This window comes from Blastococcus sp. SYSU DS0753, assembly GCF_054051175.1.
Map to the genome: position 1 here is coordinate 1 of NZ_JBJHAT010000040.1, position 23,525 is coordinate 23,525.

General features: G+C 74.6%; 20 protein-coding genes. 13 read left to right on the forward strand and 7 right to left on the reverse strand.

Annotated elements, in window-relative coordinates:
• Positions 1–310, forward strand: a 310-nt coding sequence (locus ACI799_RS20365) for an LGFP repeat-containing protein (RefSeq protein ID WP_456613801.1), incomplete at its 5' end; no start/stop codon positions are given.
• Positions 311–368: 58 nt separating this feature from the next.
• On the opposite strand, the gene ACI799_RS20370 is transcribed toward ACI799_RS20365, so the two are convergent.
• From ACI799_RS20370 to ACI799_RS20390, 5 genes are all read right to left on the reverse strand, one after another.
• Complete coding sequence (locus ACI799_RS20370; protein ID WP_456613802.1) at positions 369–2,129, reverse strand: acetyl/propionyl/methylcrotonyl-CoA carboxylase subunit alpha; 1,761 nt, start codon at positions 2,127–2,129, stop codon at positions 369–371.
• Between the two features lie 94 nt (positions 2,130–2,223).
• A complete protein-coding gene (locus tag ACI799_RS20375) occupies positions 2,224–3,486 on the reverse strand; it encodes a hypothetical protein (RefSeq protein ID WP_456613803.1) in 1,263 nt (420 codons plus the stop codon).
• An 82-nt stretch (positions 3,487–3,568) separates the two neighbouring features.
• Positions 3,569–4,177 carry a Maf family protein gene (locus tag ACI799_RS20380; protein ID WP_456591146.1) on the reverse strand — a complete coding sequence of 203 codons (609 nt, stop codon included), beginning with the start codon at positions 4,175–4,177 and terminating at the stop codon, positions 3,569–3,571.
• On the reverse strand, positions 4,174–4,455 hold the full coding sequence (locus ACI799_RS20385) for an acyl-CoA carboxylase subunit epsilon (protein WP_456591145.1): 282 nt from the start codon (positions 4,453–4,455) through the stop codon (positions 4,174–4,176). Before ACI799_RS20385 ends, ACI799_RS20380 begins: the two co-directional genes overlap by 4 nt.
• Positions 4,452–6,080, reverse strand: a complete 1,629-nt coding sequence (locus ACI799_RS20390; protein WP_456591144.1) for an acyl-CoA carboxylase subunit beta — start codon at positions 6,078–6,080, stop codon at positions 4,452–4,454. Before ACI799_RS20390 ends, ACI799_RS20385 begins: the two co-directional genes overlap by 4 nt.
• Positions 6,081–6,265: 185 nt before the next feature.
• Here ACI799_RS20390 and ACI799_RS20395 point away from each other — a divergent pair, with 185 nt between their 5' ends.
• From ACI799_RS20395 to ACI799_RS20430, 8 genes are all read left to right on the forward strand, one after another.
• The gene (locus ACI799_RS20395; RefSeq protein WP_456613804.1) at positions 6,266–7,108 is read left to right on the forward strand and encodes a biotin--[acetyl-CoA-carboxylase] ligase; all 843 of its coding nucleotides are present in this window, start codon (positions 6,266–6,268) and stop codon (positions 7,106–7,108) included.
• A 113-nt stretch (positions 7,109–7,221) separates the two neighbouring features.
• Positions 7,222–7,797, forward strand: coding sequence for a PH domain-containing protein (locus ACI799_RS20400; protein WP_456591142.1), 576 nt, complete (start codon positions 7,222–7,224; stop codon positions 7,795–7,797).
• Positions 7,798–7,873: 76 nt separating this feature from the next.
• The gene (locus ACI799_RS20405) at positions 7,874–9,022 is read left to right on the forward strand and encodes an exonuclease SbcCD subunit D (RefSeq protein WP_456613805.1); all 1,149 of its coding nucleotides are present in this window, start codon (positions 7,874–7,876) and stop codon (positions 9,020–9,022) included.
• Positions 9,019–11,979 carry an AAA family ATPase gene (locus ACI799_RS20410; RefSeq protein ID WP_456613806.1) on the forward strand — a complete coding sequence of 987 codons (2,961 nt, stop codon included), beginning with the start codon at positions 9,019–9,021 and terminating at the stop codon, positions 11,977–11,979. Before ACI799_RS20405 ends, ACI799_RS20410 begins: the two co-directional genes overlap by 4 nt.
• A gap of 211 nt (positions 11,980–12,190) precedes the next feature.
• Positions 12,191–12,826, forward strand: a complete 636-nt coding sequence (locus ACI799_RS20415; RefSeq protein WP_456591139.1) for a class I SAM-dependent methyltransferase — start codon at positions 12,191–12,193, stop codon at positions 12,824–12,826.
• An 82-nt stretch (positions 12,827–12,908) separates the two neighbouring features.
• The gene (locus ACI799_RS20420; RefSeq protein WP_456591138.1) at positions 12,909–14,120 is read left to right on the forward strand and encodes a 5-(carboxyamino)imidazole ribonucleotide synthase; all 1,212 of its coding nucleotides are present in this window, start codon (positions 12,909–12,911) and stop codon (positions 14,118–14,120) included.
• 10 nt (positions 14,121–14,130) lie between these two features.
• Positions 14,131–14,637 (forward strand): 5-(carboxyamino)imidazole ribonucleotide mutase, encoded by a 507-nt coding sequence (gene purE, locus ACI799_RS20425; RefSeq protein ID WP_456613807.1) that lies wholly within the window; start codon positions 14,131–14,133, stop codon positions 14,635–14,637.
• Between the two features lie 22 nt (positions 14,638–14,659).
• A complete protein-coding gene (locus ACI799_RS20430) occupies positions 14,660–15,814 on the forward strand; it encodes an acyl-CoA dehydrogenase family protein (RefSeq protein ID WP_456600588.1) in 1,155 nt (384 codons plus the stop codon).
• Positions 15,815–15,882: 68 nt separating this feature from the next.
• Here ACI799_RS20430 and ACI799_RS20435 read toward each other — a convergent pair whose 3' ends face one another.
• Complete coding sequence (locus tag ACI799_RS20435) at positions 15,883–16,476, reverse strand: DUF305 domain-containing protein (RefSeq protein WP_456591135.1); 594 nt, start codon at positions 16,474–16,476, stop codon at positions 15,883–15,885.
• Positions 16,477–16,734: 258 nt separating this feature from the next.
• On the opposite strand from ACI799_RS20435, the gene ACI799_RS20440 reads away from it, so the two are divergent.
• The 3 genes from ACI799_RS20440 (at position 16,735) to ACI799_RS20450 (ending at position 19,173) form a co-directional block, all read left to right on the forward strand.
• Positions 16,735–17,112 carry an ArsR/SmtB family transcription factor gene (locus ACI799_RS20440; protein WP_456591134.1) on the forward strand — a complete coding sequence of 126 codons (378 nt, stop codon included), beginning with the start codon at positions 16,735–16,737 and terminating at the stop codon, positions 17,110–17,112.
• 115 nt (positions 17,113–17,227) lie between these two features.
• Entirely contained in the window at positions 17,228–18,823 is a 1,596-nt protein-coding gene (locus ACI799_RS20445; RefSeq protein ID WP_456613808.1) for a class I SAM-dependent methyltransferase, read from the forward strand.
• On the forward strand, positions 18,820–19,173 hold the full coding sequence (locus tag ACI799_RS20450; protein ID WP_456591132.1) for a DUF6752 domain-containing protein: 354 nt from the start codon (positions 18,820–18,822) through the stop codon (positions 19,171–19,173). Before ACI799_RS20445 ends, ACI799_RS20450 begins: the two co-directional genes overlap by 4 nt.
• Before the next feature lie 16 nt (positions 19,174–19,189).
• On the opposite strand, the gene ACI799_RS20455 is transcribed toward ACI799_RS20450, so the two are convergent.
• Positions 19,190–20,011, reverse strand: a complete 822-nt coding sequence (locus ACI799_RS20455; RefSeq protein ID WP_456591131.1) for a DUF1028 domain-containing protein — start codon at positions 20,009–20,011, stop codon at positions 19,190–19,192.
• Between the two features lie 486 nt (positions 20,012–20,497).
• Between ACI799_RS20455 and ACI799_RS20460 the strand changes: the two genes are divergently transcribed.
• Positions 20,498–23,500: an arabinosyltransferase domain-containing protein gene (locus ACI799_RS20460; protein WP_456613809.1), complete on the forward strand. Its 3,003-nt coding sequence runs from the start codon at positions 20,498–20,500 to the stop codon at positions 23,498–23,500.
• The last annotated feature ends 25 nt before the right edge of the window (positions 23,501–23,525 follow it).

Genomic DNA, 23,525 nt, shown 5'->3' on the forward strand with positions numbered 1-23,525 from the left:
CCGGTGGGGGCAGCTGGGCTGGGAGCTGGGGTACTACGGCTATCCGGTGACCGATGCCCGCTGCGGGCTGCGCAACGGTGGGTGTCTGCAGCACTTCCAGGGTGGGTCGATCTACTGGACGCCGTTCACCGGTGCCCAGGCGATCGACGGAGCCATCCGCGCCCGGTGGGGGCAGCTGGGCTGGGAGAACGGGTACCTCGGCTACCCGGTCGCCCCGGCGGTCCGCGCGCCCGACGGCGACGCATGGCAGCGGTTCCAGGGCGGGACCCTGCACTGGTCGATGCGGACCGGGCAGGTGCGGGCCTCCTGAGCCGGACGTGATCGGGGCCCGTCACCAGCTGGTAACGGGCCCCGATCGACGCGCGGCCCTACTCGGCGTCGGCGATGGTGCAGATGACCGCGCCGCTCGTGACCGAGGCGCCGACCTCGGCCGCCAGGCCGGAGATCGTGCCGGCCTTGTGCGCCGTGATCGGCTGCTCCATCTTCATCGCCTCGAGGACGACGACCAGGTCACCGGCCTCGACGGTGGCGCCGTCCTCGACGGCGACCTTGACGATGGTGCCCTGCATCGGCGAGGTGAGGGAGTCACCGGAGGCAGCGGCACCGCCACCCCCGCCGCCGCGCTTGCGGGGCTTGGCCGCCGCGCCGGGCGCCGCGCCGCCACCGCCGGCGGCGAGCCCGGCGGGCAGGGACACCTCGAGCCGCCGGCCGCCGACCTCCACGACGACGGTCTGCCGCGGCGCCTCCTCGTCCTGCTCGGCCGGGACGGCGTCGTAGGGCGGGACCTGGTTGTCCCACTCGGTCTCGATCCAGCGGGTGTGCACCGTGAACGGCTCGCTGGTGAACGCCTTGTCGCGCACCACGGCCCGGTGGAACGGGATGACCGTGGGCATGCCCTCGACCACCAGCTCGTCCAGCGCGCGGCGGGCCCGCTGCAGGGCCTCCTCGCGGGTGGCGCCGGTGACGATCAGCTTCGCCAGCATCGAGTCGAACGCGCCGGCGACCTCGCCGCCGGTCTCGACGCCGGAGTCCCAGCGCACACCGGGGCCCTGCGGGATCTCCAGCCGGTCCACCGGGCCCGGGGCCGGCATGAAGTTGCGGCCGGCGTCCTCGGCGTTGATCCGGAACTCGATGCTGTGACCCCGCGGCTCGGGGTCCTCGGTGATCTCCAGCGGCAGGCCCTCGGCGATGCGGAACTGCTGGCGCACCAGGTCGATGCCGCTGGTCTCCTCGGAGACCGGGTGCTCCACCTGCAGCCGGGTGTTCACCTCGAGGAAGGAGATCGAGCCGTCGGCGCCGACCAGGTACTCCACGGTGCCGGCACCGTGGTAGCCGGCCTCCTTGCAGATGGCCTTGGCCGACTCGTGGATCCGGGCGCGCTGGTCGTCGGTGAGGAACGGCGCGGGCGCCTCCTCGACCAGCTTCTGGTTGCGCCGCTGCAGCGAGCAGTCGCGGGTGCCGACGACGATCACGTTGCCGTGGGTGTCGGCGAGCACCTGCGCCTCGACGTGCCGCGGCTTGTCCAGGAATCGCTCGACGAAGCACTCGCCGCGGCCGAAGGCGGCGACCGCCTCGCGAACCGCCGAGTCGAACAGCTCCGGGATCTCCTCCATCGTGCGGGCGACCTTCAGCCCGCGGCCACCGCCACCGAAGGCCGCCTTGATGGCGACCGGGAGACCGTGCGCTTGCGCGAAGGCCACGACCTCGTCGGCGCCCCCGACCGGGTCCTTGGTCCCGGGCACCAGCGGGGCGCCGGCCTTGGTGGCGATGTGCCGGGCGGCGACCTTGTCGCCGAGGTCGACGATCGCCTGCGGCGACGGGCCGATCCAGGTCAGCCCCGCGTCGAGGACGGCCTGGGCGAAGTCGGCGTTCTCGGAGAGGAAGCCGTAGCCGGGGTGGATCGCGTCGGCCCCGGACTGCCGGGCCGCGTCGAGGATCTTCTCGATCACCAGGTAGGAGTCGCCCGGGGTGGTGCCGCCGAGCGCGAAGGCCTCGTCAGCGACGCGTACGTGCAGCGCGTCGCGGTCGGGCTCGGCGTAGACCGCGACGCTGGTGAGACCCGCGTCCTTGCAGGCGCGGGCTACGCGGACCGCGATCTCGCCACGGTTGGCGATGAGAACCTTCTGCACCGGTGTTCTCCCTCTCGTTCGGACGGCTCGGACTGTAGCCAGCAGGCCGCGTCGCCTCCGCGGCAGGGCTGCAGACGTCCGGTACCGGTACCGGTCAGCGCGCGGTGAGCGATCCGGCGAGGCGGCGCGTCAAGCGCGCCATCCGCTGCGTTCGCTGCCGTACCCGCCGTCGGACCGGGTCCTGCTGTGCGTCGTCCGCGTCGGGGGCGACGGCCGCGGCCACCGGGGTGTCCACCGGCTCGGCGGACTCCGAGCCCGCGGCCGGGGCCGTCTCCGGGAGCGCCGCGGCGTCCTCCTCGCCCGGGTCCGGCGCGGCGCCGGTGGTCTCCGGCTCGGGCGCCGAGTGCGTGGGGATGAGCGCGACGATCGCGTCCAGGGCGGCATCGAGGATCTCCTCGGCCGTAGGTGCCGGCGCCTCGGCGGGCCCCGCCGGCGGCACCCGGAGCTCGTCGAGCTCCCCGACCACCTGGCAGCCGGCTGCGAGCAGCTCGTCCACCATCGCGGCGGCGCGGGCGACCACCCATGGCCGGGCGCTCGCGGGCACGGTCAGCGAGCCGGACGACGGGCGCTCGGCCAGGACGTCGACGGCCACGTGGTGGGTGATGCGGGCGGCGTAGATCGGCCAGTCGATGCCGTAGTCCAGCCGCTCGTTGAGCCGGCGGAGGAGCTCGGCCTCCGCCCGGCCCAGCGACTTGTTGCGCCGTCCGTCCGGCGGGGTGGCGAGGGCAGGGTCGACGCCGACCACCTGGGCGAAGCGCTGCCACAGGGCGGCGGGGTCGGCCCCCCGCGGCGGGACGGTGACCAGGTGCACCTGGGTGGCCGGGAGCTCCGCCCCCCACCGCTCCACGAGCGCCGGGAGGTCCTGGCGGAGCCACAGCGCCCGGCCGTACCAGGTGTCGCTCCAGGCCTCGGACCCCACGGTGGCGAGCCACTCGCCGAAGGGCAGGTAGTGCCGGTTCTTGACGTCCTCCTGCCAGACGGCGGGCAGCTGCCGGGCCAGGTCGCGAGCGGTGACGACCACGTGCACCTCGGCGAAGGAGAGGTCGGCGTGGACCCGCGCGATCGCCTCCGGGGGCAGGTCGCCGAAGAGCTCGTGGGAGATGACCGTGGTGCCCTCGTGCGCCCGCGCGGCCTCGACCAGCCGGTTCCAGGCCCCGTCCAGCGCGGGGTCGACCCAGCCGTTGAAGCCCTCCTGCTTCAGGTCCAGCGTGGCGTGGAAGTGCGCCTCGGGCACGTCGCCCGGGTAGAGGACCCCGGCGTCGGCCAGGGCCGCCCGGGAGTTCCAGAGCAGGTCCTGCAGGTAGGTCGTGCCGGACTTCGGTGTACCGACATGAACGATCACCCGGTGCGCACTCATGGTCACCATGGGTACCTGTCGCCGTCGGTGATCGCCATCCCGGAGTGCCATCCCTTCACACCTGTCACACGCGGCCCGGCGGTCAACGTCGCCAGAGGTCGGTGATGGTCAGCCCCCGCTTTCCCAGCTGGGTGCGCAGCACCGTCAGCGACAGCCCCACGACGGCCGCCGGGTCGCCCTCCACCCGACGGACGAACGGCGCGCCGAGCCCGTCGAGGGTGAACGCGCCGGCCACCGCGAGCGGCTCACCGGTGGCCAGGTAGGCCTCCACCTCCGGCGGGGTCGGGTCGGCGAAGTAGACGACGGTGGAGGCCACCGCGATGTCCCGGCTCACCACGGACCCGTCCCGGACGTCGAACAGGGCCTGACCGGTGTGCAGGACGCCGGAACGCCCGGCCATCCGCCGCCAGCGGTCGCGGGCCTCGGCGGCGTCGGCCGGCTTGCCCTGCGGCCTCCCGGCGAACTCCAGCAGCGAGTCCGCGCCGATCACCAGTGCGTCGGTCTCCCGCTTGGCGACGTCGGCCGCCTTGGCCGCGGCCAGCAGGGCGACGGTCTCGGCGACCCGGGGGGCGGAGTGCGCCGACTCGTCCACCTCGCTGACGACGACCTCGGGGGCGAGGCCGGCCTGGCGCAGCAGCGACAGCCGGGCCGGTGAGGCCGAGCCCAGGACCAGCCTGCGGTCGGCGCTCATGCCGGGCTCCCGGCCGCGCGCCACCCACCGGGGCCGGCCTGCAGCGGACGGCGGTGGGTGCGCCCGTAGGACGCCCACGCGCCGACCGGCGCGGGAGGCCGGCGGCGGGTGCGGCGCTGTGAGAGGGCGGCCACCACAACGGTGAGGGCGGCGAGTTCCGCGGGCGTCGGCTCACCCTTGACGACGCGCAGCAACGGAGGAAGGACCCCCTGCTCCCCACCACTCGCAGGCTCGCGGCGGGCACCCTGCAGGGGGCCGCCCTCATCGGTCGCCTTCACAGCGGGATGTTCCCGTGCTTCTTGGGCGGCAGCGTCTGGCGCTTGTTGGCCAGCACCCGCAGCGCCTTCGTCACCTGGACGCGGGTGTGCGACGGCGGGATCACGGCGTCCACGTACCCGCGGTCGGCGGCGATGTAGGGGTTGGCGAGCGTGTCCTCGTACTCCGCGATGAGCTCGGCGCGGCGGGCGTCGGGGTCCTCGGCGGCCGCGAGCTCCTTGCGGTAGAGGATCCCGACCGCGCCCTGCGCCCCGACCACGGCGATCTGCGCGGTGGGCCACGCCAGGTTCACGTCGGCGCCCAGGTGCTTGGAGCCCATGACGTCGTAGGCGCCGCCGTAGGCCTTGCGGGTGATGACCGTGACCTTCGGGACGGTGGCCTCCGCGTACGCATAGATCAGCTTGGCGCCGCGACGGATGATGCCCTCCCACTCCTGCGACGTGCCCGGGAGGAAGCCCGGCACGTCGACGAAGGTGAGCACCGGGATGTTGAAGGCGTCGCAGGTGCGCACGAACCGCGCGGCCTTCTCGCTGGCGTCGATGTCCAGCGTGCCGGCGAACTGGGTGGGCTGGTTGGCCACGACGCCGACCGGTCGGCCCTCGACCCGGCCGAAGCCGATGAGGATGTTCGGCGCGAACAGCGGCTGCACCTCGAGGAACTCGCCGTCGTCGAGCACGTGCTCGATGACCGCGTGCATGTCGTAGGGGGTGTTCGCCGAGTCGGGGATGAAGGTGTCGAGCTCCCGGTCCTCGTCGGTCAGCGCGTCCGGGAGGACGGTCTCGACCGGCGCCATCTCGACGGCCGGCAGCGGGTCGAGGTTGTTGCTCGGCAGGTAGGACAGCAGCGCCTTGACGTAGTCGAGCGCATCGTTCTCGTCCTCGGCCAGGTAGTGCGCGACGCCGGACTTCGTGTTGTGCGTGCGGGCGCCGCCGAGCTCCTCGAGCGTGACGTCCTCACCGGTGACCGTCTTCACCACGTCGGGGCCGGTGATGAACATCTGGCTGGTCTTGTCGACCATGACGACGAAGTCGGTGAGCGCGGGGGAGTAGACGTGCCCGCCCGCGGCCGGGCCCATGACCAGCGAGATCTGCGGGATCACGCCGGAGGCGTGCACGTTCCGCTGGAAGATCTCGCCGTAGAGGCCGAGGGAGACCACGCCCTCCTGGATGCGGGCGCCCCCGCCCTCGTTGATGCCGATGACCGGGCAGCCGTTCTTGATGGCGAAGTCCTGCACCTTGACGATCTTCTCGCCGTAGACCTCGCCGAGGCTGCCGCCGAAGACCGTGACGTCCTGGGAGAAGATCGCCACCGGGCGGCCGTCGACGGTGCCGTACCCGGTGACGACGCCGTCGCCGAACGGGCGCTTGTCGGCCATCCCGAAGTTCGTCGACCGGTGCCGGGCGAACTCGTCGAACTCGGTGAACGAGCCCGGGTCCAGCAGCGCCTCGATCCGCTCGCGGGCGGTCATCTTGCCGGCCGCGTGCTGCTTCTCGACCGCGCGCTCGGAGCCCGCGTGGACGGCCTCCTGCACCCGGCGCTCGAAGTCGGCGAGCTTCCCGGCGGTCGTGTGGATGTCGACGTCGTCGGGGACCTGCTCCCCGGCGCTCTCCAGTTCGGCGGCACTCACGCGTCCTCGTTCTCCTCGCTGGCGCTCGTCGGCCGCCGTGGCGGCGCTGCTGTGCACGGGGCGTGGCCGCGCATGCGGGGCCACGGGATCCGTAGCGTAGGGGAGCCGCTCGCCCCCTTCCTTCCGGAGTCCCGCCCACGGTGCGAGCGCGCACCCCGCGGCGGCGCGTGGCTACCGTCTCCTCCGTGCCCGACACACCTTCCTCGCGCTGGTCGGACCTCGAGCGTCCCGCGCTCGACGCCTCCGCGCTGCAGGCCGCCCTGACCCGCGACACCGCCCTGTGGCGCTCGGTCGAGGTGGTCGACGAGATCGGTTCGACCAATGCCGCGCTGGCCGCCGCGGCCGCGGACGGCGCCCCCGAGGGCACCGTGCTCGTGGCCGAGCACCAGGTCACCGGCCGCGGGCGGCTCGACCGGGTGTGGATGTCGCCGCCGCGCGCCGGCCTGACCGTCTCCTTCCTCCTCCGCCCGGACGTGCCCGCCGCCCGCCGTGGCTGGCTGCCGCTGCTGACCGGGGTGGCGCTGGCGGAGTCGGTGCGGGAGGTGGCCGGCGTGCTCTCGACCGTGAAGTGGCCCAACGACCTGCTCGCCCGGGACGGGCGCAAGCTGGCGGGCATCCTGGCCGAGTCGGTCGGTGGAGCAGGGCAGCCGTCCGGGGTCGTCGTCGGCGTGGGGCTGAACGTGTCGACGTCGGAGGCCGAGCTCCCCGGAACGGGTACGTCGCTGTCGGTCGTCACCGGCGCGACCGTGGACCGCGGCTCGGTGCTGCTGGGCTTCCTGCGGGCCGTCGAGCGGCGCTACCTGGGCTGGCGCGAGGCGCTGGGTGACCCGGTCGTCTCGGGTCTCGCCCGCGACTACCTGTCGTGGTCCTCGACGGTGGGCAGCACGGTCGAGGTGACGATGCCGGATGGGTCCGCGATGGTCGGCACCGCCCGTGCGATCGACTGGGACGGCCGGCTGGTCGTGGACACCCCCGAGGGACAGGTGGAGCTCGCCAGCGGCGACGTCCGGCACGTGCGGCGGGCCTGACCCGGTACGGCATCGCCGCCCCCGGCCCGGCTTCGGCGTCGAGCGCCGTCCGTGCGGACGCGCCGAGGGCGTCGATCGCCGGACCCGGGGCGGATCGGCGGCATCCTGGTGGGGTGCCGTACCCCGACAAGCTCCTCGCCGACGACGAAGAGGTCGTGCGGCACCTGCACCCGCACTGGCTGACGGTCTTCTGGCCGGTCGTGCTCTTCCTGCTCGTCGTCGGGGGTGCGTCGTTCGGTGCCGCGCTGGTCCCGCCCGGCCGGCAGCAGGGGATGATCCGGCTGGCGATCGTGGTGGTGGCGCTCCTCCTGCTGGTGTTCCTCGTGCTCGTGCCCCTGCTGCGCTGGCGGACGACGCACTACGTGGTCACCACCCACCGGCTGCTCTTCCGCGAGGGGATCCTCGCCCGCCGCGGCCGCGATCTCGGGCTCTCCCGGATCACCGACGTCTCCTACCGGCAGACGCTCTGGGAGCGGATCGTCCGATCCGGCACGCTCACCATCGAGACCGCCGGCGACAGCGGCCCCACCGTACTGCGGCAGATCCCCGACAGCGACGGGGTGCAGCAGCTGCTCAACGTCATGATCGAGGAGGACGCGGAGCGCCGGGCCCGGGAGAACGCCGGGTACGTCCGCGGCGAGGAGGGGTGGCCGCCGCCGGAGGGGTGGCGCTCCACCGAGATCCTCTGACGTCCACCGGATGTGACGGGTCCGTCACGGCGCGCCTCGGCGGTTCTGTCGTACCCCCTCCCTACCTTCTGCGGCTATGCGGCTGCTGCACACCTCCGACTGGCACATCGGCCGCACCCTGCACGGCACCGATCTGCTCGCCGAGCAGGAGGAGGTGCTGAGCGGGCTGGCCGCGGTGGTCGCGCAGGAAGGCGTCGACGTCGTCGTCGTCGCCGGTGACGTCTACGACCGGGCGGCGCCCTCGGCCGACGCCACCGCCGTGCTCGACCGGGTCGTCGGCCGGCTGCTGGCCACCGGGGCCCGCGTGGTGCTCACCCCCGGCAACCACGACTCCGCTCGCCGGTTGGGCACCTTCTCCGGTCTGCTCAGCGCCGCGGGCCTGCACGTGCGAGCGGCGACCCCGCGGCTGGACGAACCGGTGCTGCTGGCCGACGAGCACGGCGAGGTCGCGGTCTACGGCATCCCCTACCTGGAGCCCGAGGTGGCCCGGCACGAGCTCGGCGTCCCCGGCGCCCGTGGGCACGAGGCGGTGCTGCAGGAGGCGATGGACCGCGTGCGCGCCGATCTCTTCCTCCGGCCGGGGGTGCGCTCGGTGGTGCTCGCGCACGCCTTCGTCGGTGGCGGCGTGGCGAGCGACAGCGAGCGGGACATCTGCGTCGGCGGCGTCGACCTGGTGCCGGTGTCGGTCTTCGACGGCGTCGACTACGTCGCGCTCGGCCACCTGCACCGTCCGCAGACGCTCAGCCCGCGGGTGCGTTACAGCGGCTCGCCCCTGGCCTACTCCTTCGGCGAGGCCGGGCAGCAGAAGCAGGCCTGGCTGGTCGAGCTCGACGCCGGCGGGCTGGCCGGAGTCCGGGCGGTCCCGCTGCCCATCCCGCGGCCGCTCAGCGTGCTCACCGGCACGCTCGAGGAGCTGCTCGCCGAGCCGGCGCACGAGGCGGCCGAGCAGCACTTCGTCTCCGCTCGGCTGACCGACCCGACGCGACCCGCGGACCCCATGCGCCGCCTGCAGACCCGGTTCCCGCACTGCGTGCACCTGGACTGGACCGGTGCGGGCGCGGTGATCGAGCGCGGCAGCTACCAGGAGCGGATGCGCGGGCGCAGCGCGCTGGAGATCGCCGACGAATTCGTCAGCGCGGTGCGGGGCGTACCCGCCGGGGCCGCCGAGCGGGAGCTGCTGGCGCGGGCGCTCGGGGCCGCCGACCGCGAGGACGCCGCCCGATGAGGCTGCACCGGCTGTCGCTGACCGCCTTCGGGCCCTTCGCCGGCACCGTCGAGGTCGACCTCGACGAGGTGGGGCGCGACGGGCTGTTCCTGCTGTGGGGCCCGACCGGGGCGGGCAAGACCACGCTGCTGGACGCCGTCGTGTTCGCCCTCTACGGCCGCGTCCCGGGCGCGCGCGGCGAGGAGAAGCGGCTGCGCAGCGACCACGCGGACGCCGCCACGCGGACCGAGGTCAGCTGCGAGCTGACCCTCGGCGACGAGCGGTTGCGCGTCGTCCGGCGGCCGGAGCAGCAACGGCCCAAGAAGCGCGGCGAGGGCTGGGCGACCGAGCAGGCCAAGCTGGTGGTCTCCCGGCTCACCGACGGCGGGTGGGAGCCGGTCAGCACGCGCATCGACGAGGGGTCCGAGCACCTGCGCACGCGGCTCGGGCTCGACGTGCACCAGTTCTGCCAGGTGGTGCTGCTCCCGCAGGGCGACTTCGCGCGGTTCCTGCGCGCCGAGCCGGAGCACCGCACCGAGCTGCTGCGCACGCTGTTCGACGTCGACCGCTTCGCCCGGGCCGAGGAGTGGCTGGCAGAGGAGCGCGCGGTGGCCCGCGCACGCACCGAGGACGCGCGCTACCAGCTGGGCACGCTGCTCGACCGGGTCGCCCAGATAGCCGACGTCGAGGTGCCCGAGGAGCTAGCCCCGGAGCTGGTGGGCGCGGGGGCAGGCGGGGGAGTGCTGCGCTGGGTGGCGGAGGTGCGGGCCACCGCGGCCGGGCGCCTGGCGACGGCCACCGCGCGGGCCGATGCGGCCGCCGCCGAGACGGCCACCGCGGACGCCGAGCTGACGGCCGCCCGCGCGCTGGCGGGACGGCACGACCGGCGCGACCAGGCCACCGCGGAGCTCGCGGCACTGGAGCGGCGGGAGCCGGAGCTCGCGCCGCTGCGGGCCGAGCGCGACGCCGCCCGCCGGGCCGAGCCGTTGCGCGACGTGCTCGCCGCGGCCCGTTCGGCCGGGCGGGCGGCAGAGCGGGCCGCGGACGACCTGGCCGGCGCCGTGGCGGCCTGGCAGCCGGTCGCCGGGGGCCGCCCCGCCGACGGTGTGGTCGCGCGCGAGCTGCGCGACCAGGCCGCCGAGGCGCGCTCACTGCTGCCCGAGGTGGAGCGCGCCCGCGCCCTGGAGCGGTCGATCGCCGCGCTCGACCGGCAGGCCCGCGAGCTGGCCGACCGGTGCCGCGCGGGGGAGGAGGCCGTCGCCGCGCTGCCGGGGCTGCTGGCCGAGCAGGAGCAGGAGGTGGTGGCGGCGCGGTCGGCCGCCGCGGAGCTGCCGGGCCTGCGCGCCGCCCTGGAGTCCGCGGAGGCGGCTCTCGCCGCGGGACGAGCGGCCGGGGAGCTGGACCGCACGCTGCGGTCGCTGCGCGAGGACGTCGCCCGGGCGCGGGACGCCCGCGCCGACGCCCGGGAACGGTGGCTGGACCTGCGCGCCCGGCGACTGGACGGGATGGCCGCCGAGCTCGCCGCCGGGCTCATCGACGGCGCCGACTGCCCGGTCTGCGGCTCCACCGAGCACCCTCGGCCGGCGGAGCCGGGCGGCGAACGGGTCACCGCGGCCGACGAGGACGCCGCGCGGGCGCTCGCGGATGCAGCCGAGGCCGCGTTCACCGGGGCCGCCGGCCGGCTGGAGGCCGTCGAGCGCGAGCTCGCCGGCCTGCGGGCGCGGGCCGGGGAACTGCCGGTGGACGAGCAGGCCGCGCGCGTCGCGGAACTGGCGGCGGCCGAGCGCGTCGCGGCCGGGCTGGCCGCCGGGCTACCGCCGGCCGAGGCGCGCCTCCAGCGGCTCCTCGATCAGCGCGAGGAGGCGGCCGGGCGGCTCGCCGTCGACCGCGAGGAGCTCCGGGCCCGCACCGCCGAGCGCGACGCGCTGACGACCGGCCTCGCCGAGCTCGGCAGCCGGCTGGACGCAGCCCGCGGCGGCGACGCAGACCTGGCCGCCCGGGTCGCCCGGCTGTCGGCCGCCGCGGAGGCGTGCGAGGCGGTGGTGGCCGCCGAGGTCGAGGAGCTGCGTGCCCGCGCCGAGGCCGAGTCGGCCCGCCGGACGGCGGAGGAGCGCGCCGGGGCCGCAGGTTTCCGCGACGTCCAGGCCGCGGCGGCCGCCCTCGCCGGCGCGGGCCGTCTGGCGCAGCTGGATCGGCAGCTCGACGAGCACGACCAGCGCGTCGCCGTGCTGCGCGCCCAGCTGGCCGCCCCGGAGCTCGCAGACCTCCCCGACCGGCCCGATCTCGCCGCCCTCGAGGACCGCTGCGCGGGAGGCACCCGCCGGCGGGAGGAGGCCGTGGCCGCGCTCGAGCAGGCGCGCCGCTGCAGCAGTGCGCTCGACGACCTGGTCGGGAAGGTGAGCGCGGCGGAGCTGACGCTGGCCGAGCTGCGCGCCTGGGCCGACCAGGTCACCGGGCTGGCCGACCTGACCCACGGCCGCGGGGCGAACACCCGGAAGATGCGGCTGCAGTCGTTCGTGCTCGCCGCGCGCCTCGAGCAGGTGGCCGAGGTGGCCAGCCGGCGGCTGCTGGACATGTCGGGGGGCCGGTACACGTTCCTGCACAGCGACGCGCAGGGGCGGCACGGCGCTCGCGGTGGGCTGGGGCTGGACGTGTTCGACGAGTACACCGGCGCCCGCCGTCCCACCAAGACGCTCTCGGGCGGGGAGAGCTTCATGGCCTCGCTGGCGCTGGCGCTGGGGCTCGCCGACGTCGTCACCGCGGAGACCGGCGGCGTCCGGATCGACACCCTGTTCGTGGACGAGGGGTTCGGCACCCTCGACGCGCAGGCCCTGGACGCGGTGATGACGGTGCTCGACGAACTCCGCCGGGGCGGACGCACGGTGGGCGTCATCAGCCACCTGGAGGAGCTGCGCACCCGCATCCCGACCAGGCTCGAGGTGATCGCCGGCCGGAACGGTTCCCGCCTGGCCGGCTGACCGGTGCGATCACGCAGAGTAGACAAGTCGACACGCAGACGGTCGAAATGATGACCAACGGGTGTCCGGTGACGTAACGTTCGGGGTATCCGCGGTGACGAAGACCTTCCACCCGGTGTCCGGAGGGTGAGGCCAGGGAGTGCCACGCCTCTCGCCCGCCGTACCCGATCTCGCGGGTGGCGGCTCCAGAGCTGATGCGGAGAGTGCACCGATGCGCAACGACCACTGGCAGTCCTTCTACAGCGGCCCGGCGTCGGAGCGGGTCCCCCTGGAGGAGTCGACCTTCGCCCGCTGGGTCACCGAGCGCATGAACGGTCAGCCGCCGATCGTGGACGTCGGCACCGGTACCGCCCGGGATGCCCGCTTCTTCGGCATGAAGGACCACGAGGTCGTCGGGGTCGACTACTCCGCCGCCGCCGTGGAGACCGCCACCCGGCGGTCCGAGGAGGAAGGCTGGGGCGCGCGATTCCAGGTCGTTGACCTGTCCGACGAGCGGTCGATCGCCGGTTTCGCCGACGGCCTCGACTGGAGCCGCGGGTGGAACCTCTACGCACGCTTCCTGGTGCACGCCATCACCGACGACGCCCGCGCCAACCTCTGGACGCTCCTGGTCCAGGTCGTCTCGGCCGGCGGACAGGGGTGGCTGGAGTTCCGCACCGACAAGGATGCGGCCGCCGAGAAGGTCTTCGGGGAGCACTACCGGCAGTACCTCCCGGTGGCCCAGGTGGCCGATGAGCTGGCCGACCGCGGCCTGCGGGTGCTCGAGCAGGTCGAGAGTCAGGGACTGGCCCCGCACAAGGGCGAGGACCCGTGGGTCGCTCGCCTGCGGGTCGGCTCCGCCGCCTGACCGATCGCCGCCCGATCGCCGCCCGGTCCCGGCGGGCCACGCCCGGTAGCCCGCCGGGGCTCTCCGGATAGCCTTCGGAACCGTGCCTGCCGCCTTGGACCCGCGTACCGGTCTGCCCGTGGTCGCCGTCGTCGGCGGAGGGCAGCTGGCCAGGATGACCCAGCAGGCGGCGATCGCGCTCGGCCAGTCGCTGCGGGTGCTGTCCGCCGGCCCGGCCGAGTCCGCGGCGCTGGTGGCCGCGGACGTCCGGATCGGTGACCACCGTGACCTGGGTGACCTGCGGGCGCTCGCCGACGGCGCCACGGTGGTCACCTTCGACCACGAGCACGTGCCCACCGAGCACCTGCGCACGCTGGTCGAGGAGGGCACCCGCGTCGCTCCCGGCCCGGAGGCGCTGGTGCACGCGCAGGACAAGCTGGTGCTGCGCCGCGCGCTCGCGGAGGCGGGGGAGCCGCAGCCGGCCTGGGCCGAGGTCCGCTCCGCCGCTGACGTCGCCGCCTTCGCCGCGGCGCACGGCTGGCCGGTCGTGCTCAAGACCCCCCGCGGCGGGTACGACGGCAAGGGCGTCTTCGTCGTCGGGGACGCCGGAGCCGCCGACGAGCTGCTGGACCGGCACGGCACCCTGCTCGCCGAGCAGCGGGTGGCCATGGTGCGGGAACTGTCGGCACAGGTGGCCCGCTCGCCGTTCGGGCAGGTGGCGGTGTGGCCGGTGGTGCAGACCGTCCAGCGCGACGGCGTCTGCGCCGAGGTGTACGCCCCCGCCCCCGGGCTCTCCGACGAGTTGGCCACCGCGGCCCAAGAACTCGCGGTGCGCATCGCCGACCGGCTCGGCGTCGTCGGCATGCTCGCGGTCGAGCTGTTCGAGACCGCCGAGGGGGTCCTGGTCAACGAGCTGGCCATGCGCCCGCACAACTCGGGGCACTGGACCATCGAGGGCGCCCGCACCAGCCAGTTCGAGCAGCACCTGCGCGCCGTCCTGGACTACCCGCTGGGCTCGACGGAGATGGTCGCCCCGGTCGCGGTGATGGCCAACGTGCTCGGCGGTGCCGCCGCGGCGGAGGGCTGGTCGGGGCCGGCGCTGGACGAGCGGATCCACCACCTCATGGCGCACTGGCCCGACGTGAAGCTGCACTGGTACGGCAAGACGCAGCGACCGGGCCGCAAGCTCGGCCACGTGACCGCGCTCGGGGCCGACCTCGAGGAGGTGCGGGCGCGGGCGGTGGCTGCCGCCCGCTACCTCGCCGACGGCGTGGTCGACCCGGCCTTCGCCTTCGCGCACGACCACGAGCACTGAGGAGCAGGGCATGAGCGACCCCGTCGTCGGCATCGTGATGGGCAGCGACTCGGACTGGCCGATGATGCAGCCGGCCGCCGAGGCGCTCGCGGAGTTCGACGTTCCGTGGGAGGCCCACGTGCTCTCCGCGCACCGCACGCCCCGGCGGATGCTCGACTACGCCGAGCAGGCCGCCGGGCGTGGGCTACGGGTGATCGTCGCCGGCGCCGGCGGTGCGGCGCACCTGCCGGGGATGGTCGCCGCGGCCACGCCGCTGCCGGTCATCGGCGTGCCCCGCCCGCTCGACCGGCTCGACGGACTGGACAGCCTCCTGTCGATCGTGCAGATGCCGGCGGGCGTGCCGGTGGCGACCGTCGGCATCGGGGGAGGCCGCAACGCCGGGCTGCTGGCGGTGCGCATCCTGGCCGCGAGCGACGCGGAGCTGCGCGGCCGGGTCGAGCGGTTCCAGGCCGATCTCGTCGAGCGCGTTGTCGCGCGGGACCTCACCCTCCAGGAGCGCCTCGCTACCGGCGGGTAGTCGGACGTCCTACGATCGGGTCGTGGGTACCGACAGCGGGCTGTACGCGTTGACCGAGGAGCACGAGGCGATCCGCGAGGCGGTGCGTGACATCGCCGAGCGGGAGATCGCGCCGTACGCGGCCGAGGTGGACGCCGACTCCCGGTACCCCATCGAGGCGCAGAAGGCCCTGACGGCCGCCGGCTTCCACGCCACCCACATCCCCGAGGAGTACGGCGGCGAGGGTGCGGACGCGATCGCGACCTGCATCGTGATCGAGGAGGTCGCCCGGGTCGACGTCAGCGCCTCGCTGATCCCCGCGGTCAACAAGCTCGGCTCGATGCCGATCATCCTGTCCGCGTCCGAGGACGTGAAGCAGAAGGTGCTGCCCTCGATCGCCTCGGGCGAGGCGATGATCAGCTACGGCCTCTCCGAGCGGGAGGCCGGCTCCGACGCCGCCGCGATGAAGACCCGCGCCCGCCTCGACGGCGACTCCTGGGTGCTCAACGGCACCAAGGCGTGGATAACCAACTCCGGCATCTCCGAGTGGTACACGGTCATGGCCGTCACCGACCCGGAGAAGGGTGCCAACGGCATCTCCGCCTTCGCGGTGCACCGCGACGACCCGGGCTTCGCCGTCGGCCCGAAGGAACGGAAGATGGGCATCAAGGGCTCGCCGACCTGCGAGCTCTACTTCACCGACTGCACCATCCCGGCCGACCGGATCATCGGCGCGCCCGGTACCGGCTTCAAGACCGCGCTGCGGACGCTGGACTTCACCCGGCCGACCATCGGCGCGCAGGCCGTCGGCGTCGCCCAAGGCGCGCTCGATGCCTCCGTGACCTACGTCAAGGAGCGCAAGCAGTTCGGCAAGAACATCGGGGAGTTCCAGGGCGTGCAGTTCATGCTCGCCGACATGGAGATGAAGATCGAGGCGGCCCGGCACCTGGTCTACGTCGCCGCCGCCGCGGGGGAGCAGGGGCGGCCCGACGTCACCCGCGTCTCGGCCTCGGCCAAGGCGTTCGCCTCCGACGTCGCCATGCAGGTGACCACCGACGCCGTCCAGCTCTTCGGCGGTGCCGGCTACACCCAGGACTTCCCGGTCGAGCGGATGATGCGCGACGCGAAGATCACCCAGATCTACGAGGGCACCAACCAGGTGCAGCGCATGGTGATCGCCCGGAGCCTGCTGAGGTAGCCACCGCGAGGCCCCGGCTGCCCGGGCCCTCACCGGCCGGTCCTCGACGCGGGGAGCGTCCCCCGGGATCAGCCCGTCGGGCAGTCGCGCAGGGCGGAGCCGGTGAACTCCGGGACGGGCCGGGCCTGCGCCTCCTCGAGGGTCTCGGCCTCACCGTTCTCCCGGATGTCCTGGATCAGCCACTCCATCTCGGCGATCTCCCGCTCCTGGGCCTCGATGATCTCGACGGCCAGCTGGCACACCCGGACGTCGTCGATGTCCGCGCGCTCGGAGCGGGTGATGGCCAGCGAGTGGTGCGGGATCATCGCGCTCATCCAGTTGACGTCGTCCACGGTGACCTGGCTGCGGTCGAGGAAGATCCCGCCGCCCAGCAGCAGGAGGCTCGCCGCCACGATGGCGATGTTGCCCTTCACGTTCTTGTACATGGAGAGCATCCAGGCGAGCATGACCAGCCCCATGGTCCCGCCCATGGTGAGCGCCATGAACACGCGGCTCTCGCTGAACCGGACGTGGCTCCACTCCCACGTGCCGGCGAACATGGTGAAGTACATGACCACCATGGACGTGCTGATCATGGCCGCGAAGCGCAGGTACATCTTCGCCTCGTGGGACATGCCGCCCTGATCGTGCTCGTCGCCGTCGTGGTTCCGCTTCGTCGCCATGGATCCGCTCTCCGTCTCTCCGTCGTCCGTGCGCGCAGCCGCGCGCGTCGTCCCGCGGCCGCCGCGACGGCTGCGCTCTCGTCCCACGGTGATCCCCCGGGGCCGACGTGCGGGTCGACGGCGTCGCGGGATCGAGGCGACGGTCCGCATGCCCGTACGGTCGTACGGACAAACGCCGACGGGGCCCGGGGCGCGAGCCCGGGACGGCGGCGTGCCCGTGGATCCGTACGGGTAGGCCGTCCGCGGAGGTGCCCGCCGATGCCTGGATCCCTGCACGCCCACCCGGTCGACCCCGAGCGGACGGCCCGTGCCCGCGCGCGGCTCCCCGGCCGGGAGGAGGCCGCCCGGCTGACCAGCGTGCTGAGCCTGATGGCCGACCCCACCCGGGCCCGGGTTCTGTTCGCGCTCGACGTGGTGGAGGAGCTCTGCGTCGGCGACCTCGCCCTGGCCCTGGAGGTCAACGAGGACGCCGTCGGCTACGCCCTGCGGCTACTGCGCACGGCGGGTCTCGTCACGAACCGGAAGCAGGGGCGCGTCGTGTACTACCGGCTGGCCGACGGGTTCCCCGAGCCGCTGCGGGAGCACTGCCTGCGTCGGCTGGTCGTGCTCGCCGACGCGGCGCCCGAGGACGACTGACGGCCGCGGGCCGGGCGTCGGAGGCCCCGCCGCCTGACGGGGCATGCCCGTAGACTCCCGCTCTGCGTGCGTCCGCGGCGTTCCCGGAACCGACGAGGAGAGACCGATCGACCAGGTGTGGCCCACCCCGTCCGGCCTCTTCTACCGCACGTCGGGGCCCGCCGACGACGACCAGGTCCTCGACGTCGACCTCGACGGGCGGCGGGTCTTCTCCTTCCGGGCATCGCCGCCCGTCGTCGCCCCCGACGACGTGCCCGCCGATCTCCGGTACACGGCGTTCCAGGACGGCGCGCTGCGGTTCGAGCCGTGGCCGCCGGCGCTGCGCCCCCGCCTGCGGGGCACCTTCCGCGTGCGGGTGCGGGTCAGCGGCACCGACACCGGCCCGGAGGCGACCGTCAGCCTGGACGGCGGGACGGGGCCGCCGGAGCTCGTCGACCACTACGGCCGCCCCCTCGTGGTCAACAAGTGGGGCCGGCTGGGACAGGCCTTCGCCGATGCCGCGCCGGGCATGGTCGAGCGGATGCTCGACCACATGACCGCCATCCGCGAGCTGCTGGAGTCCGAGCTCGGGCCGGTCGTCTACGTCACCTGCGGCACCCTCCTGGGTCCGGTCCGCGAGGGGCGCCTGCTGCCCCACGACGACGACGCGGACCTGGCCTACCTGAGCCGGTACGAGCACCCCGCCGACGTGGCGCTGGAGAGCTTCGCCGTCGGTCGGCTGCTGCGCGCGGCCGGGTACGAGGTCGTCCGGCTGTCGGTCGGGCACCTGCAGGTCGTCTTTTCCCACGAGGGTCGCCCCGACCACTACGTCGACGTCTTCCCGGGCTTCGTCCTGGGCGACCACTGGATGCAGCACTTCATGATCCGCGCCGAGGCGAGTCGCGAGGACCTGCTGCCACCCAGCAGGGTGCAGGTGTCCGGTCGCGAGGAGCCGGCCCCCCGGGACCAGGAGCTGGCCCTGCGGGCGGTGTACGGGGAGGGCTGGCGGACGCCGGACCCCTCCTTCACCTTCGAGGTCCCGGAGAGCACGGGGGCCCGCTTCTACGGGTGGTTCGCCGACTACAACGTCGAGCGCGAGGCGTGGGACGACCTGGTCCTCCTCGCGCCGCCGGGCGCGCTGACCCACGACCCGGCGATGAGCGGCTTCGCCCGCTGGGTGGACGAGCGCACGCCCGACGGGAGCGCCCTGCTCGAGCTCGGCACCGGGGTGGGCACCGACGCGCTCGCGCTGGCGGCGCGCGGCCGCACCGTGCGCGCGATCGACTACTCGCGCTACGCCGTCTCCACGGCGCGGTCGCGCCTCGCCGGCACCGACCTCCCGGTCGCCTTCGAGGTGCAGAACCTGCTCGACGTGCGCACCGTCCTCCGGCTCGGCGCCGAGCTCGCGGCGGCGCCACAGACCTGGACGGTCTTCGGCCGGCGCCTGCTCAACGCGCTGGAGGACCGGGGGCGGGAGAACGCCTTCCGGCTCTGCGGGATGGTGCTGCGCCCCGCCGGCCGCGCGTTCTTCGACCTCGTCGCCGACCACGGCTACGCCGGCATCCCGCCCTACCGCCACCTCACGGTCGACCAGGTCGTGGCCGAGGCCGACCGGCACCGGCTCGTCCTCGAGGAGGCCGAGCCCCGGCTGGAGCCGCTGCGGTGGTTCGGCGCGGCCGAGGAGCAGATCGTCCCCGTGCACCGCCTGACCTTCCGACGGAGGCCCCGATGAGCCCGCAGTCCCAGTCGCGTCCCACCCGCGGTGGGGCGGTGTGGGCCGTCCGCCGCGCCCTCGCCCCCGCGGCGCTGGAGCTGCCGGAGCAGCTCGCCCGCCTGACCGACGACAACGCACGGCTGCGCGAGCAGGCCGACGATCTCCGGAGCCGGCTGGACGCGGCGGAGGAGCGCCTGGCCGAGTTCGAGCGGCAGGTGGCCGAGCTGCGCGACGGCCTGCACGAATCCCGCCGGCTCAACCTGCGGGTCGCCGAGCTGACCGACCTCGTCACGGAGCTCGTGCTGCCCCTGCACGACCGGGAGATCGACCCCGCCGTGCTGGCGCGGCTGCGGCCGGACACCCTCTGAGCCGGCCGGTCCCGGCTCAGCCGAGCAGCTGCGACACCGCCGACAGGCGCGCGTCACCGGCCATGGCGCTCAGCCACGCCGACCAGCCGGGGCGGGCCCGCATCGCCTCCAGCGCCTGACGGGCCGCCTCGCGGTCGCCCCGCCCGGAGGCGGCGAGCGCGGCGTACAGGTCGCGCGCGCCCTCCGGTGCAAACAGGGCGAGGTACTCGTAGTCCCGCTCGTCGTAGGCCCGCTGCAGGTTGCGCAGCATGCGCAGCTGGCGCACCGGGTGGCCGGAGTCGTCGACCCGCAGGTCGATGCGCACGCCGTCGTCGTCGTCGGACGGGTGCTCGCCGCTGACCACCAGCAGCGCGGCCGACTGACGGCCGCGCAGGTCGCCCCCCGCCTCCTGCCCGGCGGTGAGCGCGGCCAGGAGCCGGTCGGCGAGGTCCCCGCCGCCGGCCGTGAACGCCTCGGCCATCGCGGGGAGCACGGCGTCCGAGGCGAGCATGTTGCCCTGCACGCTGAACCCGTCGCCCAGCAGGTGGCCGCTGACGGGGAAGCACCCCCGGCCGGTGTCGGCGGCCACCCGGCCGGTGGCATCGAGGACGGCGATCTGCCGGTCGGCGTCCTCGGCGCTGTGCGCCGCCCGGCGCACGAGCGCGGCCGGCGCACCGCCGTCGGCCAGCCCGCTCAGCAGCGACCGCCCCAGGCCGCGGCGGCTGCGTGCCTGCGCGGCGACCACGCCCAGCCCCGGATGCGCGCTGGGCACCGCCCGGCCCACCGCGAGGATGCAGGAGGAGACAGCGACGCCGAGGTCCCCGGAGCCCGGGTCGCGGGCGAGGACGGAGAAGGTCACCGGGGCCCTGCCGGGTGAGAGACACGGCGGCGCGGCGTCGCCGCCTCCTCGCTGAGCACGTGACCAGGCGCTCCGTCCTCCCGCCCGACGGCGACCGGAGGGGCCGCCGGGTGCTGCGCCACGGGTCCCGGCGCGCTCCGTCCCGGCGCCGAGAATAGCCGCCGCGTACCCGGACCGGTCCGTCCCACCAGTCACTTCCGAGACGTGTCGCTCACCAGCACTCGGCCGTCCCTGGCGCCCCGGAAGGGGCGCCGAGGTGGGCTACGCTCGGTGTCCAGGGAGTCTCCCGGGCCTGTTCCGGCAGGTCGCCACCGAGCCCGCGCTCGCCCGGCCGCCCTCCCGCTGCTCAGACGCACCATCAAGCTCGCTGCGGCGCAGAGGCCCCGGGCAATCGAGAGGCGCCACGTGTCGACGACGCTCTTGCCGGCTGCGCCGGCCCCTGCCGCGCCCGACCCGGCCCGATTCCCCGGGCGGACGCGCGCCGTCGTGGCCCTGCTCGTCGGGCTGCTGGGCGTGGGCCTCGCCGTGGCGCTGCCGCTGGCCCCGGTCGTGGCCGACCGCACCGAGGTGACCTGGCCGGCGCAGGGGGAGCAGCCGACGTCGACCACGGCGTTCTTCGTGCCCTACCGCCCGGCCGAGATCCACGCGACGGTCCCCTGCGCCGCCGTGCAGGAGGGGCTGGGCACCGGGGAGCGGACGACCCTGCTGGCCACGTCGCTGGTCCGGGACCAGGGGCCGGCGTCGGGTCTGGTGGTCGACACCGAGAACGGCCAGCTGCGGGTCGCGGTCAACGGCCGGGTCGTGCACGCCGCGGCACCGCCGGAGACCGGCTGCGACGTCCGGGTGGACTCCGACGACACGGCCACCAGCGTCGTCGTCGGCGCCGATGCCCCTACCGTGCTGAGCGCGGAGCCGGTGCCCGAGGTGTTCGCCTTCACCACCGACCTCGAGCCGGACGACGCGGACGGGACGGCGGTGACCGCCCGGACCCGCACCTGGTTCGAGAGCTCGCCCAGCGGGCTGAAGATCGCGATGATGGCCGTCTACACCCTCGTGGTCCTGGCCGCTCTCGCGATGCTCGCCCGGTCGGCCGCCGCGCGCTCCCGCGGTGCGGAGGAGCTGCGATCCGAGCGGGCCCCCGACGGCCGCGTCCGGCTGGCGGTGGACGCCGCCGTGGTCGGGGCGCTCTCGCTGTGGATGTTCATCGCGCCGCAGACCGACGACGACGGCTACGCCACGATGACGATCCGCAACGGCCTGGCCAGCGGCGACATCGGCAACTACTACCACTGGTTCAACGCCTCCGAGGCGCCGTTCACGCTGGTGCAGCACATCGTGCAGCCGTTCGCCGCCGTCTCCGCCGCGCCCCTGTGGCTGCGCGTCCCCAGCTACCTGGTGGGGCTCGCCACGTGGTTCGTCGTGAGCCGCGGTGTGCTCGGGGCCGTGCTGCCTCGGTCGTCGCGGGGCCCGCTGGTCGCCGTCCTGTCGGCGCTCTGCTTCCTGGCCTGGTGGTTGCCGTTCAACACGGGCGTCCGGCCCGAGCCGTTCGTGGCGCTGGGCGCGGCAGCCGTGCTGGCGCTGCTGCTGCGCGGCACCGCGCCGACGGCCCGCCGCCCGCTGCTGTCCATCGGTGCCGCGGCGCTGGTCGCCGGCATCTGCCTGTCGGTCACGCCGTCCTGCGTCGTCGCCCTCGCGCCGGTGCTGGTGCTGCTGCCGCGCATCTGGCGGACCGTGCGTGCGGCCGGCTCGTCCTGGTGGACGACGGCGGGTATCGCGGCGCTGCTGGCGGCGCTCGCCGGCAGCGGGCTGGTGCTGATGTTCGCCGACCAGTCCCTGCACGGGGTGGCCAAGGCCACCGAGCTGCACACGGAGATCGGCCCGAGCCTGGGGTGGTACGAGGAGGCCACGCGCTACGCATTCCTGCTCGGCGCGGGGCCCCAGGGCACGGCCACCAAGCGCCTGGCCGTGCTGCTCACCCTCGGACTGCTGCTCGTCGTCGCCCTCCTGCTGTCCCGGCGGCTCACCGAGCTGCGCCGCTTCCCCGATGCGCACATCCTCACGGCCTCCGTGGCGCTGGCGTTCGCGCTCCTGTTCGCGACGCCGTCCAAGTGGTCGCACCACTTCGGGTCGGTGGCGGGGCTGGGCGCACCGTTCCTCGTCCTGGCCTGCGTCCTCCTCCTCGAGGCGGCACGGGCGCGCTCGCGGGACCGGGCCACGATGGTGATCGCGCTGGCCGGTACGGGCGTCGTCGCCCTGGCGGCCGGGCTCGCCTACTCCGGGCCGAACGCCTGGTTCATGTACTCGGTCTACGGCCTGCCGTACCGGGATGCTCCGATCACCCCGCTGGGCGTCCCGCTCGGCAACCCGGCGGTGTGGTTGCTGGTCGCGGCCCTCGCGGTGGGCGCGTCCTGGTGGGTGCGCTCCCGGCGGGGTCGGGGGCGGGACCTGGCCCCGCTGGTCGCGGCCCCGGTCGTGGTCACCGCTGCGGCCACCGCCGTCTCCGTGGGCGTCCTGCTGGTCGGGTTCAGCGTCGCTCCGCTGCGGCAGGCCGACGCCGGGGGCTATGCACTCGCCCTGGAGAACGTCCAGACCCTGACCGGGACGAGCTGCGGGATCCCGGAGTCGGTCGACCTGCTGATCGACGAGCCCGGCGGCCCGCTCGCTCCGGTCGCCGACGCGGAGGCCCCGGTCGCCGACGGCTTCGTCAGCGGAGGTGGCTTCCTGGAGGCGCAGCAGCCACCGGACGGAGCTGGTTCGGGTGCGGCGACCCACGTCTGGGGCAGCCTGGTGGACGGCGAGCGGACGATCGGGCGCCTGGTGACGCCCTGGTTCGAGCTGCCGGAGCTCTCCGAGGACCAGGAGGTCGCGGTCGCGGCGGCCGGTCGCGTCGGGGGCGCCAACTCCCTGCAGCTGGAATTCGGCCGGTCCGGGGACGGCACGGAGGACGTCACGACGCTCGGCCTCCGGGCTGTCGACGACGGAGCGTTCGACCGGCCGTCCTGGCGCCCGCTGGCAGTCGGGACGGACGACGTGCCGGCGACCGCCGACCGGGTGCGCGTGGTCGCCGGCGACGCGACGACCGACGTCGGCGGCTGGCTCGCGGTGACCGGCCCCCGGATCCGCACGGCCCAGAGCCTGCACGACTACCTCGCCGGCACGGGGCCGGTGCTGCCGGACTGGCCGCTGGCCTGGCACCTGCCCTGCGTCTCGGACTTCCCGGTGGTGTCCGACGGCCTGGCGCAGACGCCGACGGTCATCGTCGGCGCCCCGAACTGGCACGGCGGTGCTCAGATCGCCTACATCCCCCGCGAGGGCGGGAGCTTCGCCGGTGTGTCGCAGGCCGACCGCCGGGAGGTGCCCAGCCGCCTGGACGGAGCCCCTCACGAGGAGTGGGGACACGTGTACCGGCTTGACTACCCTCTGGGCCGGGACCAGTACGACCGATCGACGGACACGATCACGCTGTGGGGCTGGGAGGGGGATCGTTGACCCCGGCCGGCACCTCCGGGCCGCG

Coding starts and splice junctions, on each gene's coding strand:
- ACI799_RS20375 (WP_456613803.1), bottom strand. CDS start 3,486: ATGAGTGCGCACCGGGTGATCGTTCATGTCGGTACACCGAAGTCCGGC.
- purE (WP_456613807.1), top strand. CDS start 14,131: ATGAGCGACCCCGTCGTCGGCATCGTGATGGGCAGCGACTCGGACTGG.
- ACI799_RS20415 (WP_456591139.1), top strand. CDS start 12,191: ATGCGCAACGACCACTGGCAGTCCTTCTACAGCGGCCCGGCGTCGGAG.
- ACI799_RS20435 (WP_456591135.1), bottom strand. CDS start 16,476: ATGGCGACGAAGCGGAACCACGACGGCGACGAGCACGATCAGGGCGGC.
- ACI799_RS20440 (WP_456591134.1), top strand. CDS start 16,735: ATGCCTGGATCCCTGCACGCCCACCCGGTCGACCCCGAGCGGACGGCC.
- ACI799_RS20410 (WP_456613806.1), top strand. CDS start 9,019: ATGAGGCTGCACCGGCTGTCGCTGACCGCCTTCGGGCCCTTCGCCGGC.
- ACI799_RS20380 (WP_456591146.1), bottom strand. CDS start 4,177: ATGAGCGCCGACCGCAGGCTGGTCCTGGGCTCGGCCTCACCGGCCCGG.
- ACI799_RS20405 (WP_456613805.1), top strand. CDS start 7,874: ATGCGGCTGCTGCACACCTCCGACTGGCACATCGGCCGCACCCTGCAC.
- ACI799_RS20450 (WP_456591132.1), top strand. CDS start 18,820: ATGAGCCCGCAGTCCCAGTCGCGTCCCACCCGCGGTGGGGCGGTGTGG.